Source organism: Micromonospora sp. NPDC049523 (assembly GCF_040676775.1).
In the GTDB taxonomy this organism is placed as follows: domain Bacteria; phylum Actinomycetota; class Actinomycetes; order Mycobacteriales; family Micromonosporaceae; genus Micromonospora_G.
The window spans coordinates 192840-215072 of record NZ_JBFAPP010000013.1 but is presented as its reverse complement, the minus strand read 5'-3'; the positions used below and the strand labels follow the sequence as shown (position 1 = coordinate 215072).

General features: G+C 70.8%; 19 protein-coding genes. 10 read left to right on the top strand and 9 right to left on the bottom strand.

Annotated features, from left to right (window positions below; all coding sequences use genetic code 11):
* Positions 1-239 precede the first annotated feature (239 nt).
* On the top strand, positions 240-2015 hold the full coding sequence (rny, locus tag AB0J90_RS21970; protein ID WP_363598568.1) for a ribonuclease Y: 1776 nt from the start codon (positions 240-242) through the stop codon (positions 2013-2015).
* A gap of 130 nt (positions 2016-2145) precedes the next feature.
* On the opposite strand, the gene AB0J90_RS21965 is transcribed toward rny, so the two are convergent.
* The 4 genes from AB0J90_RS21965 to AB0J90_RS21950 are packed head-to-tail and all read right to left on the bottom strand — an operon-like array spanning position 2146 to position 5612.
* Complete coding sequence (locus tag AB0J90_RS21965; RefSeq protein ID WP_363598566.1) at positions 2146-3117, bottom strand: amino acid ABC transporter permease; 972 nt, start codon at positions 3115-3117, stop codon at positions 2146-2148.
* Positions 3118-3163: 46 nt separating this feature from the next.
* Positions 3164-3874, bottom strand: a complete 711-nt coding sequence (locus AB0J90_RS21960) for an amino acid ABC transporter permease (RefSeq protein ID WP_363598564.1) — start codon at positions 3872-3874, stop codon at positions 3164-3166.
* 45 nt (positions 3875-3919) lie between these two features.
* The gene (locus AB0J90_RS21955; RefSeq protein WP_363598562.1) at positions 3920-4801 is read right to left on the bottom strand and encodes a glutamate ABC transporter substrate-binding protein; all 882 of its coding nucleotides are present in this window, start codon (positions 4799-4801) and stop codon (positions 3920-3922) included.
* Between the two features lie 58 nt (positions 4802-4859).
* Positions 4860-5612 carry an amino acid ABC transporter ATP-binding protein gene (locus tag AB0J90_RS21950; RefSeq protein ID WP_363598560.1) on the bottom strand — a complete coding sequence of 251 codons (753 nt, stop codon included), beginning with the start codon at positions 5610-5612 and terminating at the stop codon, positions 4860-4862.
* Between the two features lie 620 nt (positions 5613-6232).
* Here AB0J90_RS21950 and AB0J90_RS21945 point away from each other — a divergent pair.
* Positions 6233-6712, top strand: a complete 480-nt coding sequence (locus AB0J90_RS21945) for a hypothetical protein (protein ID WP_363598558.1) — start codon at positions 6233-6235, stop codon at positions 6710-6712.
* A gap of 248 nt (positions 6713-6960) precedes the next feature.
* Here the strand turns inward: AB0J90_RS21945 and AB0J90_RS21940 are convergent, their stop codons facing one another.
* On the bottom strand, positions 6961-7221 hold the full coding sequence (locus tag AB0J90_RS21940) for a DUF2277 family protein (RefSeq protein WP_363598556.1): 261 nt from the start codon (positions 7219-7221) through the stop codon (positions 6961-6963).
* A 248-nt stretch (positions 7222-7469) separates the two neighbouring features.
* On the opposite strand from AB0J90_RS21940, the gene miaB reads away from it, so the two are divergent.
* Positions 7470-8966, top strand: a complete 1497-nt coding sequence (gene miaB, locus AB0J90_RS21935; protein ID WP_363598554.1) for a tRNA (N6-isopentenyl adenosine(37)-C2)-methylthiotransferase MiaB — start codon at positions 7470-7472, stop codon at positions 8964-8966.
* Between the two features lie 75 nt (positions 8967-9041).
* Here miaB and AB0J90_RS21930 read toward each other — a convergent pair whose 3' ends face one another.
* Both AB0J90_RS21930 and AB0J90_RS21925 read right to left on the bottom strand, forming a co-directional pair.
* Positions 9042-10430, bottom strand: a complete 1389-nt coding sequence (locus tag AB0J90_RS21930) for a cellulose binding domain-containing protein (RefSeq protein ID WP_363598552.1) — start codon at positions 10428-10430, stop codon at positions 9042-9044.
* 314 nt (positions 10431-10744) lie between these two features.
* On the bottom strand, positions 10745-11953 hold the full coding sequence (locus tag AB0J90_RS21925) for a DUF349 domain-containing protein (protein WP_363598550.1): 1209 nt from the start codon (positions 11951-11953) through the stop codon (positions 10745-10747).
* Between the two features lie 260 nt (positions 11954-12213).
* On the opposite strand from AB0J90_RS21925, the gene AB0J90_RS21920 reads away from it, so the two are divergent.
* Genes AB0J90_RS21920 through dapF form a run of 3 tightly spaced genes read left to right on the top strand, consistent with a single transcriptional unit; the run spans position 12214 to position 14788 of the window.
* Complete coding sequence (locus AB0J90_RS21920; protein WP_363598606.1) at positions 12214-12933, top strand: hypothetical protein; 720 nt, start codon at positions 12214-12216, stop codon at positions 12931-12933.
* Positions 12930-13850, top strand: coding sequence for a tRNA (adenosine(37)-N6)-dimethylallyltransferase MiaA (miaA, locus tag AB0J90_RS21915; protein ID WP_363598548.1), 921 nt, complete (start codon positions 12930-12932; stop codon positions 13848-13850). The genes AB0J90_RS21920 and miaA overlap by 4 nt, the downstream gene beginning before the upstream one ends.
* Positions 13851-13879: 29 nt before the next feature.
* Positions 13880-14788: a diaminopimelate epimerase gene (dapF, locus tag AB0J90_RS21910; RefSeq protein WP_363598604.1), complete on the top strand. Its 909-nt coding sequence runs from the start codon at positions 13880-13882 to the stop codon at positions 14786-14788.
* Positions 14789-14981: 193 nt separating this feature from the next.
* On the opposite strand, the gene AB0J90_RS21905 is transcribed toward dapF, so the two are convergent.
* Positions 14982-16472 carry an NAD-dependent malic enzyme gene (locus AB0J90_RS21905; RefSeq protein WP_363598546.1) on the bottom strand — a complete coding sequence of 497 codons (1491 nt, stop codon included), beginning with the start codon at positions 16470-16472 and terminating at the stop codon, positions 14982-14984.
* Positions 16473-16811: 339 nt separating this feature from the next.
* Between AB0J90_RS21905 and hflX the strand changes: the two genes are divergently transcribed.
* Complete coding sequence (gene hflX, locus AB0J90_RS21900; RefSeq protein ID WP_363598602.1) at positions 16812-18179, top strand: GTPase HflX; 1368 nt, start codon at positions 16812-16814, stop codon at positions 18177-18179.
* Positions 18180-18261: 82 nt separating this feature from the next.
* Positions 18262-19899, top strand: a complete 1638-nt coding sequence (locus AB0J90_RS21895) for a hypothetical protein (RefSeq protein ID WP_363598544.1) — start codon at positions 18262-18264, stop codon at positions 19897-19899.
* Positions 19900-20009: 110 nt separating this feature from the next.
* Here AB0J90_RS21895 and lexA read toward each other — a convergent pair whose 3' ends face one another.
* Positions 20010-20801: a transcriptional repressor LexA gene (lexA, locus tag AB0J90_RS21890; protein ID WP_363598542.1), complete on the bottom strand. Its 792-nt coding sequence runs from the start codon at positions 20799-20801 to the stop codon at positions 20010-20012.
* Between the two features lie 245 nt (positions 20802-21046).
* Between lexA and AB0J90_RS21885 the strand changes: the two genes are divergently transcribed.
* Entirely contained in the window at positions 21047-21370 is a 324-nt protein-coding gene (locus AB0J90_RS21885) for a LysM peptidoglycan-binding domain-containing protein (protein ID WP_363598541.1), read from the top strand.
* A 322-nt stretch (positions 21371-21692) separates the two neighbouring features.
* Positions 21693-22220: a transcriptional regulator NrdR gene (gene nrdR, locus AB0J90_RS21880; protein ID WP_363598539.1), complete on the top strand. Its 528-nt coding sequence runs from the start codon at positions 21693-21695 to the stop codon at positions 22218-22220.
* Positions 22221-22233: the final 13 nt, after the last annotated feature.

Here is a 22233-nt window from a genome sequence, read left to right as displayed (position 1 = left end):
GATAACCCGTTACCGGACAGGCCGATCCGGTAACGGGACGACACGGGTTCCCGGCCTCCGGCGGTGTACCAACACACCGCCGATGGAACCTATCCTCGGCCAGCCGCCTCGGTCGGGCGTCTCGACAGCCGTAGGGCGCGTCACCAGGAGGGCGACCCTCCGGCGCCGGGGCGGTGAGGGGAGGCGGCCATGACCGGGCGGCGCAGGGACATCGGTACGAGTCGCTGTGAGGCGTCGGCATGACCGCGCTCGAGTGGGGGTTGCTCGCCGCGATCGCGGTGCTGACCGCCCTCGTACTCACCGCGTTGGTCCTAGGCGCGCGGGCGCTGCGCCGGATCGGCCTCACCGGGGCCGGACCGGCAGCCGACGACCCCGCCTTCGTGGCCGAGAAGGACCGCCAGGAGCAGTCGCTCGCGGCGCTGCGGTCCGCCGCCGACGAGGCGTACACGACGGTGGACACGGCGAAGTCCGCGGCTGCTGCCGCTCGGGCCGAGGCCGCCGCGGCGAAGGCCGAGGCGAGTGCCGCACGGGCGGAGGCTCGGCGGGTGCTGGACGCGGCCCGGGTCGAGGCGGACACCGTGCTCGACCGGGCGCACCGGCAGGCCGAGGTCGACGCCGAGCAGGTGCGGACCGCGGCCCGGCGCAGCGGTGAGCGGGAGATCGCCTCCCTCGCGGCCACCACCAGGGAACAGGCCGTCGAGGTCGAACGGCGGGCCGCCCGGATGGACGAGCGGGAGCGGCTGCACACCGAAGAGGTCGAGCGGCTCACCGAGCGGGAACGCCGGCTGACCGCGGCCACGACCGAGTTGGCCGAGCGGGAGGCCGCGCTGGGCGTCCGGGAGACGGCCCTGGTGGAGGCCGAGGAGCTGCGCAAGCGGGAGCTGGAACGGGTGGCGGGCCTGACCGCCGACGCGGCTCGTGGTGAGCTGGTCGAGGCGATCGAGGGGCAGGCCAAGCGCGAGGCGGCGATCCTGGTCCGGGACATCGAGGCCGACGCGCGCAACACGGCCGACCAACGGGCCCGGCACATCGTGGTGGACGCGATCCAGCGGGTGGCCAGTGAGCAGACCGCCGAGAGCGTGGTCAGCGTGCTGCACCTGCCCGGCGACGAGATGAAGGGTCGGATCATCGGCCGGGAGGGGCGCAACATCCGCGCCTTCGAGTCCGTCACCGGGGTCAACCTGATCATCGACGACACCCCCGAGGCGGTGCTGCTCTCCTGCTTCGACCCGGTACGCCGGGAGATCGGCCGGCTCACCCTGGAGAAGCTGGTGCTGGACGGCCGGATCCACCCGCACCGGATCGAGGAGGTCTTCGAGACCGCCCGGCACGAGGTGGAGCGCCTCTGCCAGCGGGCCGCCGAGGACGCCCTGGTCGAGGTCGGCATCACCGAGATCCACCCCGAGCTGGTCACCCTGCTCGGTCGCCTGCGCTACCGGACGTCGTACGGGCAGAACGTGCTCAAGCACCTGGTCGAGACCGCGCACATCGCCGGCATCATGGCCTCGGAGCTGCGCCTGGACGCGCCCATGATCAAGCGGTGCGCGTTCCTGCACGACATCGGCAAGGCGCTCACCCACGAGGTCGAGGGTAGCCACGCGCTGATCGGCGCCGACCTGGCCCGCAAGTACGGTGAGTCCGACGACGTCGTGCACGCGATCGAGGCGCACCACAACGAGGTGCAGCCGCAGACCATCGAGGCGGTGCTGACCCAGGCGTCGGACGCCTGCTCCGGTGGTCGGCCGGGCGCGCGCCGGGAAAGCCTGGAGGCGTACGTCAAGCGGCTGGAGCGGATCGAGGAGATCGCCGGCGGCAAGTCCGGGGTGGAGAAGGTCTTCGCCATGCAGGCGGGTCGGGAGATCCGGGTGATGGTCAAGCCGGACGACGTCGACGACATCGGTGCCGCCGTGCTGGCCCGCGACGTGGCCAAGCAGATCGAGGAGGAGCTGACCTATCCGGGTCAGATCCGGGTCACCGTCGTACGCGAGTCCCGGGTCACCGAGATCGCCCGCTGAGGGATCGCCCGCCGACCGCCGGGCCAGGTGCCGGAAGCTCCCCTGACCGGGCAGGTGGCCGCCCCGGACAAGACGAAACCCGGGCCAGCCGTGGGGCTGGACCCGGGTTCGGTCGTACGGATCGCTCGGCTCAGGCGGCTGCGCCGCTTCCGTCGGCGCCAGCGCGGGCCGGCGTCATGACGTCGATCGGGGGCAGGCCCTTCGTCTTGCGTCCCTTGGCGAGCCGGCGCTGGACGTACTCGGCGAGCTTGGAGAGCAGGTAGTTGAGCACGATGTAGATGGCACCGACCACGGCGTACACCTGGATCGGGTTCTCCAGGTTCCCGATCAGGAACGCGCTGACCCGGAGCACCTCCTCGTAGCCGATGATGAAGCCGAGTGAGGTGTCCTTGAGGACCACCACCAGTTGGCTGATCAGCGCTGGCAGCATGATGCGCAGCGCCTGCGGCAGCAGGATCATGCGGGTGATCTGGAACGAGCTGAGGCCGCAGGCAAGGGCCGCCTCGCGTTGCCCGCCGGGCAGCCCCTCCATCCCGGAGCGCAGGATCTCGCCGATCACCACGCTGTTGTAGATGGTCAGGCCCAGCACCAGGTACCAGAGCCGGTCGCCGAAGTCGACGCCGAGATCCGGCAGGGCGGTCGCCACGAAGAAGATGGTGATCACGACCGGGAGGCCCCGGAAGACCTCGACGCAGAACCGGGTGATCGCGTTGAGCAGCCAGCTCAGCGCCCGCAGTCCGAGCGCGGCCGGGGCGGGCAGACCGACGAAGCGGCGTTCCCGCAGTGCCTTGAGCTGGACCCGCAGTACGGCCAGCGCGACGCCGACGACCAGTGAGCCGACGACCGCCAGGCCGGCGGCCTTGAGGGTGGCGATGAAGCCGTCCCGCAGCCGCGCCCAGACCAGCGGGAAGACCTCGTTGTTCGGGTCGACCAGCGGTCCCCACTTCTCCATCTCGAACTGGCCGTTTTCCTCCAACGGCCGGTAGACGAGGAAGTAGAGGAAGGCGGCGATGCCGATGACGGCGATCACGCTGCCGATCAGCGTGATCCGCCGGGCGCGCGGGCCGGGGTTGTCGTAGAGCACCGATTGCTGCTGGTTCATGCCGAGTCCTCGCCGTGCGCCGCGTACCGCTCGATGTTTCGCTCGTTCATCGGACCCCGACCGCCCGGCGTCGCTCGACCCGGTCCAGCAGGAGGCCGAGCGGCACGGTCATCAGCAGGAAGCCGATGCAGATGCCGACGAACACCGGGATGATCGGTTCGCCGCCCTGGCTGGTCAGGTTCGTGCCGGAGCTGGAAAGGTCGCCGACCACGCCGAAGAAGCCGGCCAGCGCGGAATTCTTGATCATTGCGATGATGACGCTGCCCAGCGGCACGATCGCCGACTTCCACGCCTGCGGCAGGACAACCAGCCGCAGGTTCTGGGTGAAGGTCAGGCCGATCGCCCGGGCGGCCTCGGCCTGTCCGGGCGAGACCGCGTTGATGCCGCTGCGGATCGCCTCGCAGACGAAGGCACCGGTGTAGAGGCTCAGCGCGATGATGGCGAACCGGAAGTACGGCAGGTCGTTGCCGAGCCGGCTGGAGATCGAGGTCAGCCCCGGTATCCGCAGGAAATCGGCGTTCGACCCCAGTGCCGGCAGCGCGAAGGCGGCGAAGAACAGCACGATGGTCAGCGGACAGTTGCGGAACACCGTCACGTACGCCGTACCGATCCACCGCAGCGGTGGCACCGGCGCGATCCGCATGACCGCCACGAGGGTGCCGATCAGCAGGGCACCGATCGCGGCGAACACACAGAGCTGGAAGGTGACCCAGAGTCCCCCGGCGAAGACGTCGAAGTTGTCGACGAGCACACTCACGGACACGCCTCTCTCATGGTCACCCTCCAGCTCCAGCGGTGGAACTCAGTACCGGTTGATGCTCGGGCCGGTCGGCACGGCCGAGTCGAACTTGCCCGCGGTCTCGGTCCACGCCTTGGCGTAGCGACCGTCGGCGTAGATCTTCTCCAGGGTGTCGTTGATGAAGTCGCGGAAGGCGGTGTCGCCCTTCTTGACCCCGATGCCGTACGGCTCGTCGGTGAACTTCTGGCCGGCGAGCTTGAACTTGCCCTCGTTCTTGGCGATGAAGCCGGTGAGGATCACGTTGTCGGTGGTGACGGCGTCGACCTGACCGCCGTTGAGCGCGTCGACGCACTTCTGGTAGACGTCGAAGACCACCAGCTGGGCGACCTTGTCGGCCAGGTACTTCTCGATGTTCGCGGCCGGAGTCGAACCCGCGACCGAGCAGACCTTCTTGCCGCCGGCCTTGAACGAGTCCGGGCCGGTGATGCTGGAGTCACTCGCCTTGACCATGATGTGCTGCCCGGCGACGTAGTACGGACCGGCGAAGTCGATCCGCTCCTTGCGCTTGTCGTTGATGGTGTACGTCGCCACCACGATGTCGGCCTTGCCCTGTTCGAGGACCTCCTCGCGGACGGCCGACGGGGTCTCGATGTACTCGATCTTGCTCTCCGGGATGCCGAGCTCGGTCGCGATGATCTTGCCGATCTCCACGTCGAAGCCGGCCGGCTTGTTGTCCAGGCCCTTGAGTCCGAAGCCGGGCTGGTCGAACTTGGTGCCGATGATGATCTTCTGAGCCTTGTTCAGCTTCTCCATCGTGGTGCCGGCGGCAAAGCTCTTGCTCTCGGGCGCCGTGCCGGCGTCGTCACTGTCGTCACCGCCGCACGCGGCAACACCCAGGGTCAGGGCCGCGACCGCGGCCAGCGTGGCCACTCGCGAGATACGCATCTACATCTCCTTCTTCGACGAACGGTCGCCCCCACCCGGGGCGCTCCACACTGGACGCCTAGTGCGTCAAGATCTTGGACAGGAAGTCCTTGGCCCGCTCGCTGCGGGGGTTCGCGAAGAACTCCTCCGGGGGAGCGTCCTCGACGAGCTGGCCGTCGGCCATGAAGATGACGCGGTTCGCCGCGTGCCGGGCGAAGCCCATCTCGTGCGTCACCACCACCATCGTCATGCCCTCGCGGGCCAACGAGGTCATCACGTCCAGCACCTCGCCGACCATCTCCGGGTCCAGCGCGCTGGTCGGCTCGTCGAAAAGCATCGCCTTCGGCTGCATCGCCAGGGCGCGGGCGATCGCCACCCGCTGCTGCTGTCCGCCGGAGAGCTGGGCTGGGTACTTGTCGGCCTGGTTGGCGATACCCACCCGGTCCAGCAGTGCCAGGGCGCGTTCCCGCGCGGCGGCCGGCTTCTCCTTGCGTACCTTGACCGGCCCGAGCGTGACGTTCTGCAGGATCGTCTTGTGCGCGAAGAGGTTGAACGACTGGAACACCATGCCGACCTCGCTGCGCAGGCGGGCCAGGGCCTTGCCCTCGGCCGGCAGCGGCTGGCCGTCGAAGACGATGGTGCCCGAGTTGATCGGCTCCAAGCGGTTGATCGCCCGGCAGAGCGTCGACTTGCCGGAACCGGACGGCCCGATCACGACGACCACCTCACCGCGGTTGACGGAGAGGTTCACGTCGTGCAGCACATGGAGCGGGCCGAACCATTTGTTGACCCCGTCAAGCTTGATGAGCGGTTGGTCGGTCGCCGCGGTCATGCCCCCACCTGTCTGGTCTGTGGCCCCTGTCGTGGGCCCCAGTCTGCTTTGGTTAGGCAACTGTAGGGGACCTGACGTGCGGCGACGCAAACGATCTGGTCACGGGGCGGTAACGCGATCCGGACCACGAGGTGGTCCGGTCTGCCCGAGCGGTCCGCTTCGGACAGCCGGCGTACGGGTCTTGGCCTGCGAAAACTCCTGCGTAGGCGGGGGGGAATCGAACCCGCCCGACCGAGCTGCGGGACCGCGTCGGTTTCGCGGACCCGGAGGGCCATCGGGCACCCGCCCGCCTCCACGCCGGACCATGACGGCCATCGGTACGTCGGATCGGCGACTCGGCCCGGTCCGGGACGCGACGCCCCACGCTCCGGAGAGCGTCCGTACGGGACCGCCGGGTGTCGGCAAACCTACTGCAGCGACTGGAATACGCTAAGTGAGTGCGGGGGAAAATCGAGAGCGGTAGAGTGTCACCACTCGATTACACAAGGTAATGGGATAGGCGGATTTCGGCAGAAATGGTCACAGACCGGTAACTTAGCCCCGCTCGGCGTCGGCTGCCGGTCACCATCGTCAGTAGGGGCCGTTGCTGCGGCCGTGGCTGCGCACAGCGAGGAGGCGGCGTGACCGAGCTGTGGAACTGGAAGATCGACGACCGGATGACCGTCGCGGAGGTCTGCTCCGCGCTCGGCGACGTACTCGGCCTGGCGGTGGTGCCGTTGAACACGGCCGACCCTGCCCGGCTGCCACTCGACGCGGTGGTGTGCGACGTGTGGCTCAGGCCGGGGGAGTTCCCCACCTCCGTGGACTGCTACGGCATCCCGGACGGCTTGCCGGAGGTGACCGTGATCGCGGCCTTCGCCCGGCGACTCGGCCGGCCGTGCCTGCTCGCGGACGACACCCTCGACCCCGGCCGGCACCTGCTGGTCGGATCCGACGGCACGATCCGGCCGGTGCACCTCGACGTCCGTGAGGACGACGACGGCGACATCCTGAGCGACCTTCGGCTGTGCAGCGCGCACAGTCCGCGGTGCCGGTGGTCGCAGTGCCACCAGTCGCAGTGGGGGCCGGACTCGGTGGTCCCGGCCCTCGCCGCCGCCTGACCGCTGCCGGCCGCTCGCCGTTCGGAGGGCCAGGCCCTCGTCCGCGGGCCGCGAGACTGCTCGGCCCTGCCCCGGTGCTCGATCGGGCGGCCCGCACGACCGCTCGCCGTGGCGCGTCGCTCGCGCGGACGGCCGGGCCGTCCGTCCGGCGCTGCCGGGGCGGCTGGTCGCGGACGATCGGGCCCGCCGTCAGCAGCGCCGTCCCGCGCCGGTCCGGGTCTCAGCCGGCGTTCGTGGCGGTCTGGGTCTCAGCCGGCGTTCGTGGCGGTCCGGGTGTCGCCTGCGCCGGCCTGGGCCGCGCTGCTGCCCCGGACCACGAGCTGGTCGAGCAGGGTCCGGGTGGCCTCCGCCACGGCGTCGACCGCGGCCTGGAACGCCGCCGCGTTGTGCGCCGCCGGTGCGCGGAAGCCGGAGATCTTCCGTACGTACTGCAATGCCGCCGCCTCGATGTCGGCCACCGTGACCTCCTCGGCGTACGGCTCACGCAGGGTCTTGATGCTGCGGCACATGGTTCCTCCTGGTCCGGGGCTGCTCGGGGACTGGTCCGGGGCGCTCGGGGACCCGATCGGCCCGTCCGCCGTACCCGTGGGCCCGGCTGGGGTCGGGCACCCGGGTGGCGCCGGCCCGCCGGTCGGGGCTCCCTGCGCCTACTCTGCCACCGATGGGCCGTACGGCGGTGCCGGCCGTTTCCGCCGGGCGTTGCCGGCGCACCCACCCGACCTGGGCGGGACGAGGCAGACGGCTACGCTTGGTGGCCGTGGGAGAGGGGCGCGCGACAGTGTCGAAGAGCTACAAGGTCGTGACCTACGGCTGCCAGATGAACGTGCACGACTCGGAACGGATCTCCGGCCTGCTGGAGCAGGCCGGTTACGTGCGTGCCGCCGAGGTCGACGACCCGGACGTGGTGGTCTTCAACACCTGTGCCGTACGCGAGAACGCCGACAACCGGCTCTACGGCAACCTCGGTCATCTCCGCCCGGTGAAGGACAAACACCCCGGCATGCAGATCGCGGTCGGCGGCTGCCTGGCGCAGAAGGACCGCAGCGAGATCGTCCGCAAGGCGCCCTGGGTCGACGTCGTGTTCGGCACCCACAACATCGGCTCGCTGCCGGTGCTGCTCGAACGGGCCCGGCACAACTCCAGCGCCGAGGTGGAGATCCTCGAATCGCTCGACGTCTTCCCGTCGACCCTGCCGACCCGGCGCGAGTCGACCTACGCCGGCTGGGTGTCGATCTCGGTCGGCTGCAACAACACCTGCACCTTCTGCATCGTGCCCTCGCTACGCGGCAAGGAGAAGGACCGGCGGCCCGGCGACGTGCTCGCCGAGGTACGCGCACTGGTCGCCGAGGGCGTACTGGAGGTGACGCTGCTCGGGCAGAACGTCAACTCGTACGGGGTGGAGTTCGGTGACCGGCTCGCCTTCGGCAAGCTGCTGCGCGCCACCGGTGAGATCGACGGGCTGGAGCGGGTCCGGTTCACCAGCCCGCACCCGAAGGACTTCACCGACGACGTGATCGCGGCGATGGCGGAGACACCGAACGTCTGCCACTCCCTGCACATGCCGCTCCAGTCGGGCTCCGACGACGTACTGCGGGCGATGCGGCGCTCGTACCGGTCGGACCGTTACCTCGGGATCATCGAGAAGGTCCGGGCGGCCATGCCGGACGCGGCGATCACCACCGACATCATCGTGGGCTTCCCCGGCGAGACCGAGGCCGACTTCGAGCGGACCCTGGACGTGGTACGCGAGGCCCGCTTCTCCTCCGCCTTCACCTTCCAGTACTCGAAGCGTCCCGGCACCCCGGCCGCGACCATGGACGGCCAACTGCCGAAGCAGGTCGTGCAGGAGCGGTACGAGCGGCTGATCGCCGCGGTCGAGGAGATCACCTGGGCGGAAAACAAGAAGCTGGTCGGCGAGCCGGTCGAGCTGCTGGTAGCGGTCGGTGAGGGGCGCAAGGACGAGCGCACCGGGCGGATGTCCGGCCGGGCGCGCGACGGCCGACTGGTGCACTTCGACGGTGGTCCCGACGCCGGCTCGATCCGACCCGGCGACGTCGTGCACACGGTGGTGACCTACGCGGCGCCGCACCACCTCAACGCCGACGGGGCGCCGCTGGCCCACCGCCGGACGCGGGCCGGTGACGCGTACGAGGCGGGTCGGGTGCCGCGTACGTCGGCGGTGTCGCTCGGTCTGCCCACCATCGGTGCACCGCCGCTCGCCGCGACCGCGGCCGTCAGCGCCTGCGACCGCTGACCCCCGCACCTACGGGCGTTCGAAGGGCCCCTCGCACGTCGGACTCCGATGTACGAGGGGCCCTTCGCTACCCGGTCAGAGGCCGATCCGGCCGGTGCCGGCGCCCGAGGTGACGATGGACTTGACGCTGCTGGCGGTGTCGAGCTGGTAGGAGTACGGGATGCTGGCGACGCTGCCGCCGGTCTGACCGCTGCCGGAGTTCACAAAATGGTTGTTCCGGGCGACCAGGGTGCCGGGCCCGGAATCGCCCTCACCCAGGTGGTACGGGTCGTCGGTGTTCTCGAAGTAGTTGCCCTCGACGAGCACACCCGCGCCCTCGGTGGAGGCGACGCCGTAGCCGCCGATGTTGTTGTAGTAGTTGTTGTAGACGTGCACCGGGTTGCCGAACCGGACGCGGGGGTGTCGCTGGTTCGAGCCGTCGAACCAGTTGTGGTGGTAGCTGACCCGCAGGTGGCCGACGTCCTGGCTGGCGTTGTCGTCGCTGTGGCCGAGCAGCATCGACTTGTCGTGGCCGTAGACGCGGTTCCAGGAGACGGTGACGAAGTCGGAGCCGCGCTTGACGTCAACGGCGCCGTCGTAGCCGTCGGTGAAGCTGTTGTGGTCGATCCAGATGTTGGTGGCTGATTCCTGGACGTTGATGGCGTCGTCGTCCCAGCCGCGGAAGTTGAGGTTGCGGATGATGACGTTGCGGTCGCCGTTGATGTTGAAGCCGCAGCCGCTGATGGTGGCGCCGGAGCCGATGCCGAGGATGGTCTTGTTCGACCGGACCCGGAGCATGCCGGAGCAGGAGATGGTGCCGGAGACCCGGATGACCGAGGCGCTGGTGGAGCCGAGTGCGCTGGTCAGGCCACCGGAGTCGGAGACGGTGATCGGTGAGGCGTTGCCGCCGCCGGAGGTGCCGCCGTTCTGGGTGGCCCAGCCGACGAGCCCGGTCTGCGGGGGCAGCGTCGGACCCGTCGTCGGCGGCGGAGTGGTCGGCCGGGGCGTGGTCGGGTTCGGCCCTGGCGTGGTCGGGTTCGTGCCCGGGGTGGTCGGCCCGACGCTGCCGGTGCAGGCCACGTTGTTCAGGCTGAAGCTGGTCGGCGCCGGGTTGCTGGAGTTGTTCCAGGTGCCGTTGAAGCCGACCGTGACGCTGGCGTTGGTGGCGAGGTTGGCGTTGTAGCCGACGTTGGCCGCGCTGACCTGGGCACCGCTTTGCGTGACGGTGGCGTTCCAGGCCTGCGTCACCTGCTGCCCCGCCGCGTACGACCAGCGCAGCGTCCAGCCGCTGAGCGGGTCGCCGAGGTTGGTGACGGTGACGTTGCCGCTGAACCCGCCGGGCCACTGGCTACCCACCGAGTAGCTGACCTGGCAGCCGGCGGCGGCGTGGGCGTTGACGGCGGTGACGATTCCGGTCGCGGCGAGGGTGAGGGTTGCTGCGGCGGCAGTGCTGAACAGCGCCATCCGGCGCCGTCGTGCGAGCATGGTGGCTCTCCTTGGTCACTGGCGGGAAAGCGGCGCCGGGCGGCGGATCACCTCCGGTGGCCGTGCCCAAGGCGGCGCCGGTGACCTGCCGGATCGACGTCGTCCGGCTTGTCCCGCCGTACGGATCGAACCGTGATCGAGAGTTGGCTCCCGCGCTCGCATGCCCGAGGCAAGCGCTTTCCTGATGCAACCATGGATTTGAATCGATGTAAAGCCTCAGCTCGGACCGGAACAGGCGAAAGGGCCCCCTGCCACCGCTGCACGGTGGGAGGAGGCCCTTGGGCTCGCCCGGCATCGCGGGCGGTGCGATCGGGTCAGCTCGCCTGCTCGGCGAGCTGGAGGAACTGCCGCTTGGCGGCGAGCGCGGACTCGGCCTCCCGGATCCGCTTGGCGTCCCCGGCCGCCTGGGCGCGGGCCAGCCGCTGCTCGGCCTCGGCCACCTGGTCGCGCATCTGCACCAGCAACGGGTTGGCCGACGGCTCGGTACGCCGCCACGCCGAGTCCATCGCCTGCCGTACCTTCTCGTCCACGACCCGCAGCCGGCGGTCCAGCCCGGCGGCCGCCTCGCGCGGCACCCGGCCGGCGTCGTGCCAAGCCCCCTGGATCTCCCGCAGCTTGGCCTGCGCGGCCCGCGGGTCGGTGTCCACGTCCAGCGCCTCGGCCTCGGCCAGCAGGGCCTGCTTGCGCTCCAGGTTGCCGCGCTGCTCGTTGTCCCGGGCGGAGAACACCTCGCTCCGCCGGGAGAAGAACGCGTCCTGCGCGGCCCGGAACCGGTCCCAGAGCTTCTGCTCGGCCTCCTTCGACGCGCGCGGGGCGGCCTTCCACTGCGTCATCAGGTCCTTGAGACGGTTCGCGGTCACCGCCCAGTCGGTCGACTCGGCCAGCGACTCGGCCTCGGTGACCAGGTCCTCCTTCGCGCCCTGGGCCTGCTTGCGCTGGGCGTCCAGGGTGGCGAAGTGGGCGCCCCGGCGGCGGGTGAACCCGTCCCGCGCGGCGGCGAACCGCTTCCACAGCTCACCGTCGGTCTTCTTGTCGACCCCGCGAATGGCCTTCCACTCGTCCAGGATCTCCTTGAGCCGGTCACCGGCAGTCTTCCAGCCGGTCGACTCGGCGGCGAGCTTCTCCGCCTCCTCGACCAGCGCCGTCTTGCGCGCCAGCGCCTCGGTCCGGGCCGTCTCGCGGGCCGCTCGGGCCTCGCCCGCCTTCTCCTCGGCAACACCCGCCAACTTGTCCAGCCGGGCGCCGAGAGCGTCGATGTCGCCCACCACGTGCGCCTCGGCCAGCGAGCCCCGCAGCCGCCGTACGCTCGCCAGTGAGTGCGCCGCGTCCGCGGCGCCGGAGTTGAGCCGCGCCTCGATCAGGTCCACCTCGGTCACCAGGTCGGCGAAGCGGCGGGCGAAGTGCGCCAGCCCCTCCTCCGGTGCCCCGGCCTGCCAGGAACCGACCACCCGCTCGCCCTCGGCCGTCTTGACGTAGACCGTGCCGTCCGCGTCCACCCGTCCGAAGGCCGTCCAGTCGCTCATGTGCCCATCCTCGTTCTCCCGGCGCCACCGAAGAGAGGGGTCCCCCGGGGTCGCCGCCACGGCGCAGTCATATTGCAGCGAAGTTTCTCCCCGGCATTGTCACAGGTCCAACCGGGTCCGCGTCGAGCGCCTGTGGTCGACCGTGACCATACGGTGTCCTTGACCATGGCCCGATCGGTGTGCAAGCGGGTGTAAGGTCCGAACCCGGCTACGGTGGTGGCGTGTCTCTGATCGCCGCCGCCGTCTGTCCGCACCCGCCGATGATCGTGCCCGAGATCGCCGGCTCGGCCGCCGCGGAACTCGATGACCTACGGTACGCCGCAGACGCCGCGATCACGCAACTACTTTCCGTCGCTCCCGACGTGCTGGTGGTGCTCGGTGGCGGCGACCGCACAGAAACCCTTCCCGCGCCGTACGTCGGCAGCTTCGCACCCTGGGGAGTGGACTCCGGATTCTTCCTCGGCGACGGGCCCCACCGGCCGCTCGGGCCGCTGAGCCTGCTGGTTGGTGGCTGGCTGCTCAGCCGGCACGACCTCACCGGACCGGACCTGCGGCTGGACACCGTCGACGCCGCCACGCCAGCCGGGGACTGCGCCGCGCTCGGCGCGCGACTGGCCGACCACCGGCCACGGGTGGCGCTGCTCGTACTCGGGGACGGGTCGGCCTGCCGGGGGGAGAAGTCACCCGGCTACGACGACCCGCGCGCGGTCGCGTACGACGAGCGGGTTGCGGCGGCCCTGGCCGGCGCGGACGCCGACGCGCTGCTCGGCCTGGACCCGGGGGTCTCGACGCAGTTGCGGGTGGCCGGGCGGGCGCCGTGGCAGGTGCTCGCCGGAGCCGCCGGGGCAGGCGGTGCCGGCTGGACCGGTGATCTGACCTACGACGCGGCCCCCTACGGCGTGGGCTACTTCGTGGCCACCTGGGCACAGACCGAGGGCGAACAGGCTGGGGCTGCCGGGGCGCGGGAGGAGCGGCGATGAGCCTCGTGGTCGCGATCGTCGGGCCGACCGCGGCCGGCAAGTCGGCGCTGAGCATCGGCCTGGCCGAAGCGCTCGGCGGCGAGGTGGTCAACGCCGACTCGATGCAGCTCTACCGGGGCATGGACATCGGCACCGCCAAGCTCACCCCGGCCGAACGGGCCGGCGTCCCACACCACCTGCTGGACGTCTGGGACGTCACTGAGCCCGCCAGCGTGGCCGAGTACCAGCGGCTGGCCCGCGCGGCGGTCGACGACATCCTGGCCCGTGGCCGGGTGCCGCTGCTGGTCGGCGGCTCCGGCCTCTACGTCCGGGCGGTACTGGAGGAGTTCGAGTTCCCCGGCACCGACCCCGCCCTGCGGGCCCGGCTGGAGGAGGAACTGGCCCGAACCGGCCCGGCGCCGCTCTACGCCCGGCTGCGTACGGTCGACCCGGCCGCGGCGGCCGGCATCCTGCCCGGCAACGGGCGGCGGATCGTCCGCGCGCTGGAGGTGATCGAGCTGACCGGCGGGCCGTTCACCGCCGCCCTGCCGGACCCGAAGCCCTGGTACGCCTCCGTGCAGCTCGGCGTCGACCGGGACACCGCGATCCTGGACGAGCGGATCGCCCTGCGAGTCGACCTGATGTGGGCGGCCGGCCTGGTCGACGAGGTACGCGAACTCGCCGGACGCGGACTGCGCGAGGGCCGGACCGCCGGTCGGGCGCTCGGCTACCAGCAGGTGCTGCGGCAGCTCGACGGGGAACTGACCGAGGCACAGGCACGCGCCGAGACAATCCACGCGACCCAGCGTTTCGTCCGCCGCCAGCGTAAGTGGTTCCGTCGCGACCCGCGGATCGGCTGGCTCGACGCGGGCCGGTCGGACCTGGTCGAGGCCGGCCTGAAGGCGGTCGAGGCGGCTCGGGAGCAGGCTCGGGGATGACAACGCCGATGATCGGGAATGATGGGCTGGTGCACTTCACCAAGGGACATGGCACCGGCAACGACTTCGTCATCCTCGCCGATCCGGACGGCGAACTTCCGCTCACCCCGACCCTGGTCGCCGCGCTCTGCGACCGGCGGCGCGGGATCGGCGCGGACGGCGTACTGCGGGTGATCCGGGCGGCCAAGCATCCGGCCGGCGCCGCGTACGCGGGTGACGCCGAGTGGTTCATGGACTACTGGAACAGCGACGGCTCGGTGGCCGAGATGTGCGGCAACGGGGTCCGGGTCTTCACCCGCTACCTGATCGAGAGAGGCCTCGCCGAACCGGCCGAGGGCGGGCTGCCGATCGCCACCCGCGCCGGAGTGGTCCGGGCCGTGGTCGGTCCGGCCGCCGTCGGGCACGTGGTGGTCGCGGACCGGGAGATCTCCGTCGACCTCGGTGCCCCCCGGCTGTACGGCAACAGCACGGCGGTCACCGCCCTCGCCCCGCGACCCGACCCCGACCGGCTGGACGGGCCCGAGCGGGTGACCCTGTCCGGTACGGCGGTCGACTGCGGCAACCCGCACCTGGTCTGCGTACTGCCGGCCGGGGTGGAACTCTCCGCGCTGGACCTGACCCGGGCACCCGGCTTCGATCCCGACTTCTTCCCGGCCGGGGTCAACGTCGAGTTCGTCACCCCGGCCGAGCCGGTGGCCGGCACCGACCTGCACGTGCTCATGCGGGTCTACGAGCGCGGATCGGCGGAAACCCTGTCCTGCGGCTCCGGCGCGGTGGCGGTGGCCGCGGTGGCCCTGCGCGACGCCGGCCTGAGCGGCGGTGTGGTCGCGGTCGACGTACCCGGCGGCCGCCTGACCATCACCGTGGACCCGGAAAGCGCCTGGCTCGCCGGCCCCGCCCTCCTCGTAGCCGAAGGCACCCTCATCCCCCCGCCCTAACCCCGCCCGCCCTCCCTCTTTCCCGCCCTCCCGCCCCGCCCTCCCGCCCGCTCCGCCCGCGATCTTGCAGTTGTGGTGTCCGGAATTAGGTAACTCATCCGGACTTGTGAACCACCACAAGTGCAAGATCGCCGCGGGCGAGGTGGGGTGGGGACGGGGATGGGGACGGGGATGGGGATGGGGTGGGGTCGGGTCAGTTGGTGTTGTTGGCCAGGGGGGCGGTGGGGGCGGCGGCGGTGGCTGCGATCTCGGGGAGGTCGGCCGGACCCGGGTCGGCGGCCGGGGCGGGAGCGGGGTTCTGGGCGGCGGCGCGTACGGCGGCCGCGACCGCGGTGGCGACCCGGGCGTCGAAGACGCTGGGCACGATCACCGTCGGGTTGATCTTGTCCTCGCCGACCACGTCGGCGATCGCCTGAGCCGCCGCGAGTGCCATCTCCTCGGTGAACTCCTCGGCGTGCGCGTCGAGCATGCCGCGGAACACGCCGGGGAAGGCGAGCACGTTGTTGATCTGGTTCGGCTGGTCGGACCGGCCGGTGGCGACCACGGCCGCGTACTTGCGGGCCTCCCGCGGGTCGACCTCGGGGTCCGGGTTGGCCAGCGCGAACACGATCGAGTCCTTCGCCATGCCGGCGATGTCGTCGCCGGTGAGCAGGTTCGGCGCGCTCACCCCGATGAACACGTCGGCGCCCCGGATCGCCCCGGGCAGGTCGCCGCTGTAGTTCTCCTTGTTGGTGTTCTCCGCCAGCCACTGCCAGGCCGGGTTGGCGTCGGCCAGCCCGCGGTGCAGGGCACCCGCCCGGTCGTACGCGATGATGTCGCCGACGCCCTGACGTAGCAGCAGCTTCATGATCGCCGTACCGGCGGCGCCGGCTCCGGAGACGACCACCTTGACGTCGGCGAGGCGCTTGCCCACCACCCGCAGGGCGTTGGTCAGCGCGGCGAGCACGACGATCGCGGTGCCGTGCTGGTCGTCGTGGAAGACCGGGATGTCGAGCAGGTCGCGCAGCTTGGCCTCGACCTCGAAGCAACGCGGGGCGGCGATGTCCTCCAGGTTGATCCCGCCGTACGCGGGGGCGATGGCGCGCACGATCGAGACGATCTCGTCCACGTCCTGGGTGTCCAGCACCACCGGCCAGGCGTCCACCCCACCGAAGCGCTTGAACAGCGCCGCCTTGCCCTCCATCACCGGCAGCGAGGCGGCCGGTCCGAGGTTGCCCAACCCGAGTACGGCCGACCCGTCGGTGACCACGGCCACGGTGTTGCGCTTGATGGTGAGCCGACGGGCGTCGGCCGGGTTCTCTGCGATGGCCAGGCAGACCCGGGCCACCCCGGGGGTGTACGCGCGGGACAGTTCGTCGCGGTTGCGCAGCGCGACCTTCGGGGTGACCTCGATCTTGCCCCCGAGGTGCAGCAGGAACGTACGGTCGGACACCTTGCGTACGTCCACGCCGTCGAGCGCGGTCAGCGACTTCACCACCTGGTCGGCGTGGTTGGAGTCGGCGGTGTCGCAGGTGAGGTCGACGATGACCGTGGTCGGGTCGGAGTCGACCACGTCCAGGGCGGTGACGATCGCGCCGGCTTCGCCGACGCAGGTGGTGAGCCGGCCGATGGCCGAGGCGTCAGCGGTGACGCCGATCCGGATGGTGATCGAGAATCCGGCGCTCGGCAGGCGGGTGGTGGTCACGGGGTCCCTCCGTCGTTGGTGGGCACGGCCGGCCGGCCGTCGCTTCGCATTCTTACCCGCGTCGTACGGACCGCTTGCGGCGCATCCCCCGCGAGTGCCGTAAACGACCCTCATCAGCCCGCAAACGCCCCTTTTCAGTGGGTTACCCACTGGTTGGGGCTGACGAGGCGATCAGTCCGGGTGCCGGATTATGCCGGTGCGATCGGTGCCGGAGCGTGTCACGATTGGGGCCAGGGATCAAACGGACAGGAGACCCGCTTGCGAAATCAGGAAAGCTTCGCTCCGCTGACCGACCAGGACCTCGACGCCCTGCTCGGCGAGGAGGTCACCACCGGTGAGATGGAGCGGGAGGACCGCCAGGCGTTGCGCCGGGTCGCCGGACTCTCCACCGAGCTCACCGACGTCACCGAGGTCGAGTACCGGCAACTCCGGTTGGAGCGGGTGGTCCTGGTCGGGGTCTGGACCGAGGGCACCATGACCGACGCGGAGAACTCGCTCACCGAGTTGGCCGCGCTCGCCGAGACCGCCGGTTCCGAGGTGCTCGAGGGACTCATCCAGCGGCGTACCCGACCGGACCCGGCGACGTACATCGGTCGGGGCAAGGTCGAGGATCTCGCCGCCGAGGTGCTCGCCTCCGGCGCGGACACGGTGATCTGCGACGGGGAGCTCTCCCCGTCCCAGCTACGCAACCTGGAGCAGCGCACCAAGGTCAAGGTCGTCGACCGGACCGCGCTGATCCTGGACATCTTCGCCCAGCACGCCAAGAGCAAGGAGGGCAAGGCGCAGGTCGAGCTGGCCCAGCTCGAATACCTGCTGCCCCGGTTGCGTGGTTGGGGTGAGAGCCTGTCCCGGCAGGCTGGCGGCAGCGGTCGCGGCGGTGGCGCGGGTGGCGGTGTCGGCACCCGTGGTCCCGGTGAGACCAAGCTGGAAACCGACCGGCGCCGGATCCGCCACCGCATCTCCCGCCTGCGGCGCGAGATCAAGAACATGCGCACCGTACGGCAGACCAAGCGCGCCCGGCGCAGTCGCAACGCCGTACCGGCGATCGCCATCGCGGGTTACACCAACGCCGGCAAGTCCAGCATCCTGAACCGGCTGACCGGGGCGGGGGTGCTGGTCGAGGACGCGCTCTTCGCCACCCTGGACCCGACCACCCGCCGCACCGAAGCAGCCGACGGGCGGGTCTACACCCTCTCCGACACGGTCGGTTTCGTCCGGCACCTGCCGCACCAGATCGTCGAGGCGTTCCGTTCGACGCTCGAGGAGGTAGCCGACGCCGACCTGGTCGTACACGTGGTGGACGGGGCGCACCCGGATCCCGAGGAGCAGGTACGCGCGGTCCGTGAGGTGCTCGCCGAGGTGGGCGCCGACAAGCTGCCCGAGTTGCTGGTGGTGAACAAGACCGACGCCGCCGACGAGGAGATGCTGCTCCGGCTCAAGCGTGAGTGGCCGGACGCCATCTTCGTCTCCGCGCGGGCCGGACGGGGCATCGACGAGCTTCGGGCCACGATCGAGGCCCGGCTGCCGCGGCCGGCGGTCGAGCTGCGGGCGGTGCTGCCGTACGCCCGGGGTGACCTGGTCGCGCGGATCCATCGGCGCGGCGAGGTACTCGGCACGACACACCTCGCCGAGGGGACCCTGCTGCACGTGCGGGTCGACGAGGCGTTAGCAGCCGAATTGACCCCATATCGGGCCTCCGGGGAGTAGGTTGAAACTGCCCGAACGGCAGCTTCGGGTCGAAGGATCACGGCCTCCCCGCCGTGTCTACGCGACGTGCGACACTTGGCCGATGCGGCGTGTCCTCTCCTCGGTCGTGGTTGTCGGTGGTGTGGTCGGCGCGTGCCTGGGGCTGACTGGAGCCCCGGCGCTCGCCGCGCCGGCCAAGGTGTGCACCATCGACGACAGTCGGACGAACGAACTGTCCGGCATGGTCGCCACCAAGACCGGCTACGTCGTGATCAACGACAGCACCGAGGTGCAGAGCCACGACCAGATCTTCTTCCTGAGCAGCAAGTGCAAGGTGACCAGGGCCGTCCCGTACACCGGCAAGGGCTCGCGGGACCCGGAGGACCTGGCGCTCTCCGCGGACGGCAAGACCCTCTGGGTCGCCGACATCGGGGACAACGTCGACGCCGCCGAGCGGCGTACCAGCGTGGTGCTCTGGAGCCTGCCGCTGGAGGGGACCGGCAAGCCGGTGCTGCACCGGCTGGCCTATCCCGGCGGCAAGCCGCACGACGCCGAGGCACTGCTGCTCGGCGAGGACGGTACGCCGTACATCATCACCAAGACCGGCACCGAGAAGAGCGAGATCTACCGGGCGCCGGCACCGCTGCCGAAGGACAACGCCACCGGCGTGCCGATGGAACTGGCCGGCGAGATCACCCTGCCGAAGAGCACGACGGAGAACCTGCTCACCGTCACCGGTCGGTTGATGATCACCGGTGCGGCGCGGTCACCGGACGGCAACCGGGTGGTGCTGCGGACCTACGCGGACGCGTTCGAGTGGGACGTAACCGACGGCGACATCGTCAAGGCCCTGACCTCGGGTAAGCCGAGGATGACGCCGCTGGCCGACGCCTTCGGCGAGTCGATCGCGTACACCCCGGACGGCACCGCCTTCGTCACCGTCTCGGACGTCGGCAGTCTCGCCGACGACGCCGAGGTCGTGATCCAGAGCTACGTCCCGTCGGAGAAGGTCGCCGAGGCACCGGCCGCAGCCGGCGGCACCACGGGCGGTACGAGCGCGAGCGGCAAGTCCTGGACCTCGCAGCTCACCCTGACCGACATCACGTACCTGATCGGTGCCGTCGGGGTGCTCGGTGCCCTGCTGGTCGGGCTCGGGATCTTCGGCATCGTCCGGTCCCGGCGCAAGCGGGCGGGCGAGCCAGCGGAGCCGGACGGCGACGGGCCGAGGACCGGTCGCGCGGGCGTCGGTGACCTACCGGCGGACCCGTCGGGGCAGGCACGCGGCACCACGTACGGCGGCGGGGGTGCCCAGGACGGCGGGTGGACCGGTGCGCCCGGCGGTGCCTATCCACCGCAGTCCGGTGGCGGCTACGAGCAGCCCTCCGGCCGACCCCAGGCGGGCGTCTACGGCGGCCAGCAGGGTGGTGGCGGCGCGGTCTACGGCGGCCAGCCCCGACCCCAGACCGCCGGACCCGGCGGCGGGGTCTACGGCGGAGCCGGTACGCGGGCACCCGGGGGCGGCGGCGCGCCGGATCCCGTCTACGGCGGAGGCCGTGGTGGTTACCCGCCCGCAGACCCCCGAGGTCAGGCCGGCGACCGGCGCAACGACCGACCGGTGAACGGGTACGGCCAGCCGAACGGTCAGTACGGGCAGCCTCGCCCGGCACCCCGTTATCCGGAGCAGGGCTACCCCGACCAGGGCTACCCCGACCAGGGCTATCCGGAGCAGGGCCGGCGCTGAGCCACCCCTGCCGACCGGTTGCTGCTCGGCGGGAACGTCGAAGCCGTCGCGGTACGGGCCACGATGGTGGCCCGGGTGCACCGCGACGGCTGTGAGCGTGCTGCCGGACGCTAGATCCGGCGGAGTACGGCGACCACCCGACCCATGATCGAGGCACTGTCGCCGGGGATCGGGTCGAAAGCGGAGTTCGCCGGCATCAGCCAGACGTGCCCGTCCCGCCGACGGTAGGTCTTCACCGTCGCCTCGCCGTCCAGCATGGCGGCGACGATCTCGCCCGAGTCGGCGGTCGGCTGCTGCCGGACCACCACCCAGTCGCCGTCACAGATCGCGGCGTCGAGCATCGAGTCGCCCTTGACCTTGAGCATGAACACCTCGCCCTCGCCGACCAACTCGCGGGGCAGCGGGAAGACGTCCTCCACGGCCTGCTCGGCGAGGATCGGACCACCGGCCGCGATCCGGCCCAGCATCGGCACGTACGCCGGGGTGGGGCGCTGTGCGCGGGCGGCCTCGTCGTCCATCAGGTCGCTGGGTGGGCGTACGTCCACCGCCCGGGGGCGGTTCGGGTCGCGCCGCAGGAAGCCCTTCCGTTCGAGTTCCTTGAGCTGGTAGGCAACGCTGGACGGGGACACCAGGCCGACCGCCTCGCCGATCTCGCGCACGCTCGGCGGGTAGCCGTAGCGCTCCACCCAGTCCCGGATGAACTCCAGGATCCGCCGCTGCCGGGCGGTCAGGTCGGCGCTGACCAGGTCGGGGAAGTGGCTCACCACCGAGGTGACGGCCCGCAGGGTGGGCTCGGCCGCGCGGGCGCGGGCGGGGCCGCGGCGGCGGGCCGAGGTGGCGCCGGATCCAGCGGCGGCCTCTTGCGGGTTTTGCTGCCGGTTCGTCCGGTCGTCGGTCGACACGTCCGTCCTCCCTGCTCGGCGGTGGTGCCGGTGTGGCACGTGGTGCGCATGGCCCGGATCCCGTGCGGCCGTGTGCCGGCCGGGATCGGTTGTTCACGACCGTATAGGTGAGATCGGACAGTTTCAAACATCTGTACGACGTGGCGTCGGCGTGTCGTGCCCGCACGCTCGACATCCGTACGCCTGTTCTGATACACCATCGTACGTCTGTTCTATCGAACTGACGTACGATCTTGGAGGTCAGCGTGGGTGCACCGGACATCTCCCGGCCCTCGCAGGGTGGTCGACTCCGCCTGACCCGACGTGGTCGGGTGGTGCTGGTCGGTCTTTTCCTGATTCTCGCGGCCGGGCTGGCGGTGGCGCTCGCCCCTTCCTCCCGGGCGTCCGATCCGCCGGGTCCGGCGCCCACCGCCGTGGTGCTTCCCGGCGACACGCTCTGGTCGGTCGCCGAGCGGCACCGGCCGAGCCGGCAGCCGTTCCGGGTGATCGCCGAGATCCGCCGACTGAACGGGCTCGACGACTACACGATCCATGCCGGGCAGCGGTTGAAGCTGCCGCGAGAGGAGTGACTCTCGGGGTTTTCGGGGTGACACGCGGTGGTTGTCTGACCGTCTGTCGGGGGCCGGTAACCCGGGGCCGACCGGTGGTGTTGGGAAGATAACGCCCGACGCGCGGGACCCGCCCGTAACTTGACCCCGGCCGCTCTGCGGCATACGGTCGACCCCTAGATGTAGTAGTGACAAGGGTGTAAGTCGTCCACAGGTTGGGTTCGACTACCCACAGCTTCCCGCTCACCAGCACGGCGACGACCACCTCGCAGTGGGTCCCGCCGGCTGTCCTGGTGTCCGGGGGATGGCGGGCACCCCACAGTGCGGTGAAAGGAGGTCGGCTATGCGGTGTCCATACTGCCGGCACGCCGACTCCCGGGTCGTCGACTCGCGTGAGGCCGACGACGGCCAGTTGATCCGCCGCCGCCGGTCGTGCCCGGAGTGCGGCAAGCGGTTCACCACCGTCGAGGAGGCGGTGCTCGCCGTCGTCAAGCGCAGCGGGGTGACCGAGCCGTTCAGCCGTACGAAGATCATCGGTGGGGTACGCAAGGCGTGCCAGGGCCGCCCGGTCGACGAGGACAGGATCGCTCTGCTCGCGCAGCGGGTAGAGGAGACCGTCCGGGCCAAGGGCGCCGCCGAGATCCCGAGCAACGAGGTGGGCCTGGCCATCCTCGGGCCGCTGCGGGAACTGGACGAGGTGGCCTATCTCCGCTTCGCCAGCGTCTACCGCTCGTTCGACTCCCTGGGGGACTTCGAGCGCGAGATCGAGTCGCTGCGCGCGGCGGCGGCTGCCCGTACGGCGCGGACCGATGCACCGCAGGGGTCGGCGATCCCGGCGCCAGCGGAGCCGGCCGGTGGCCGTACCAGTTAGCTTCTTGGATTTT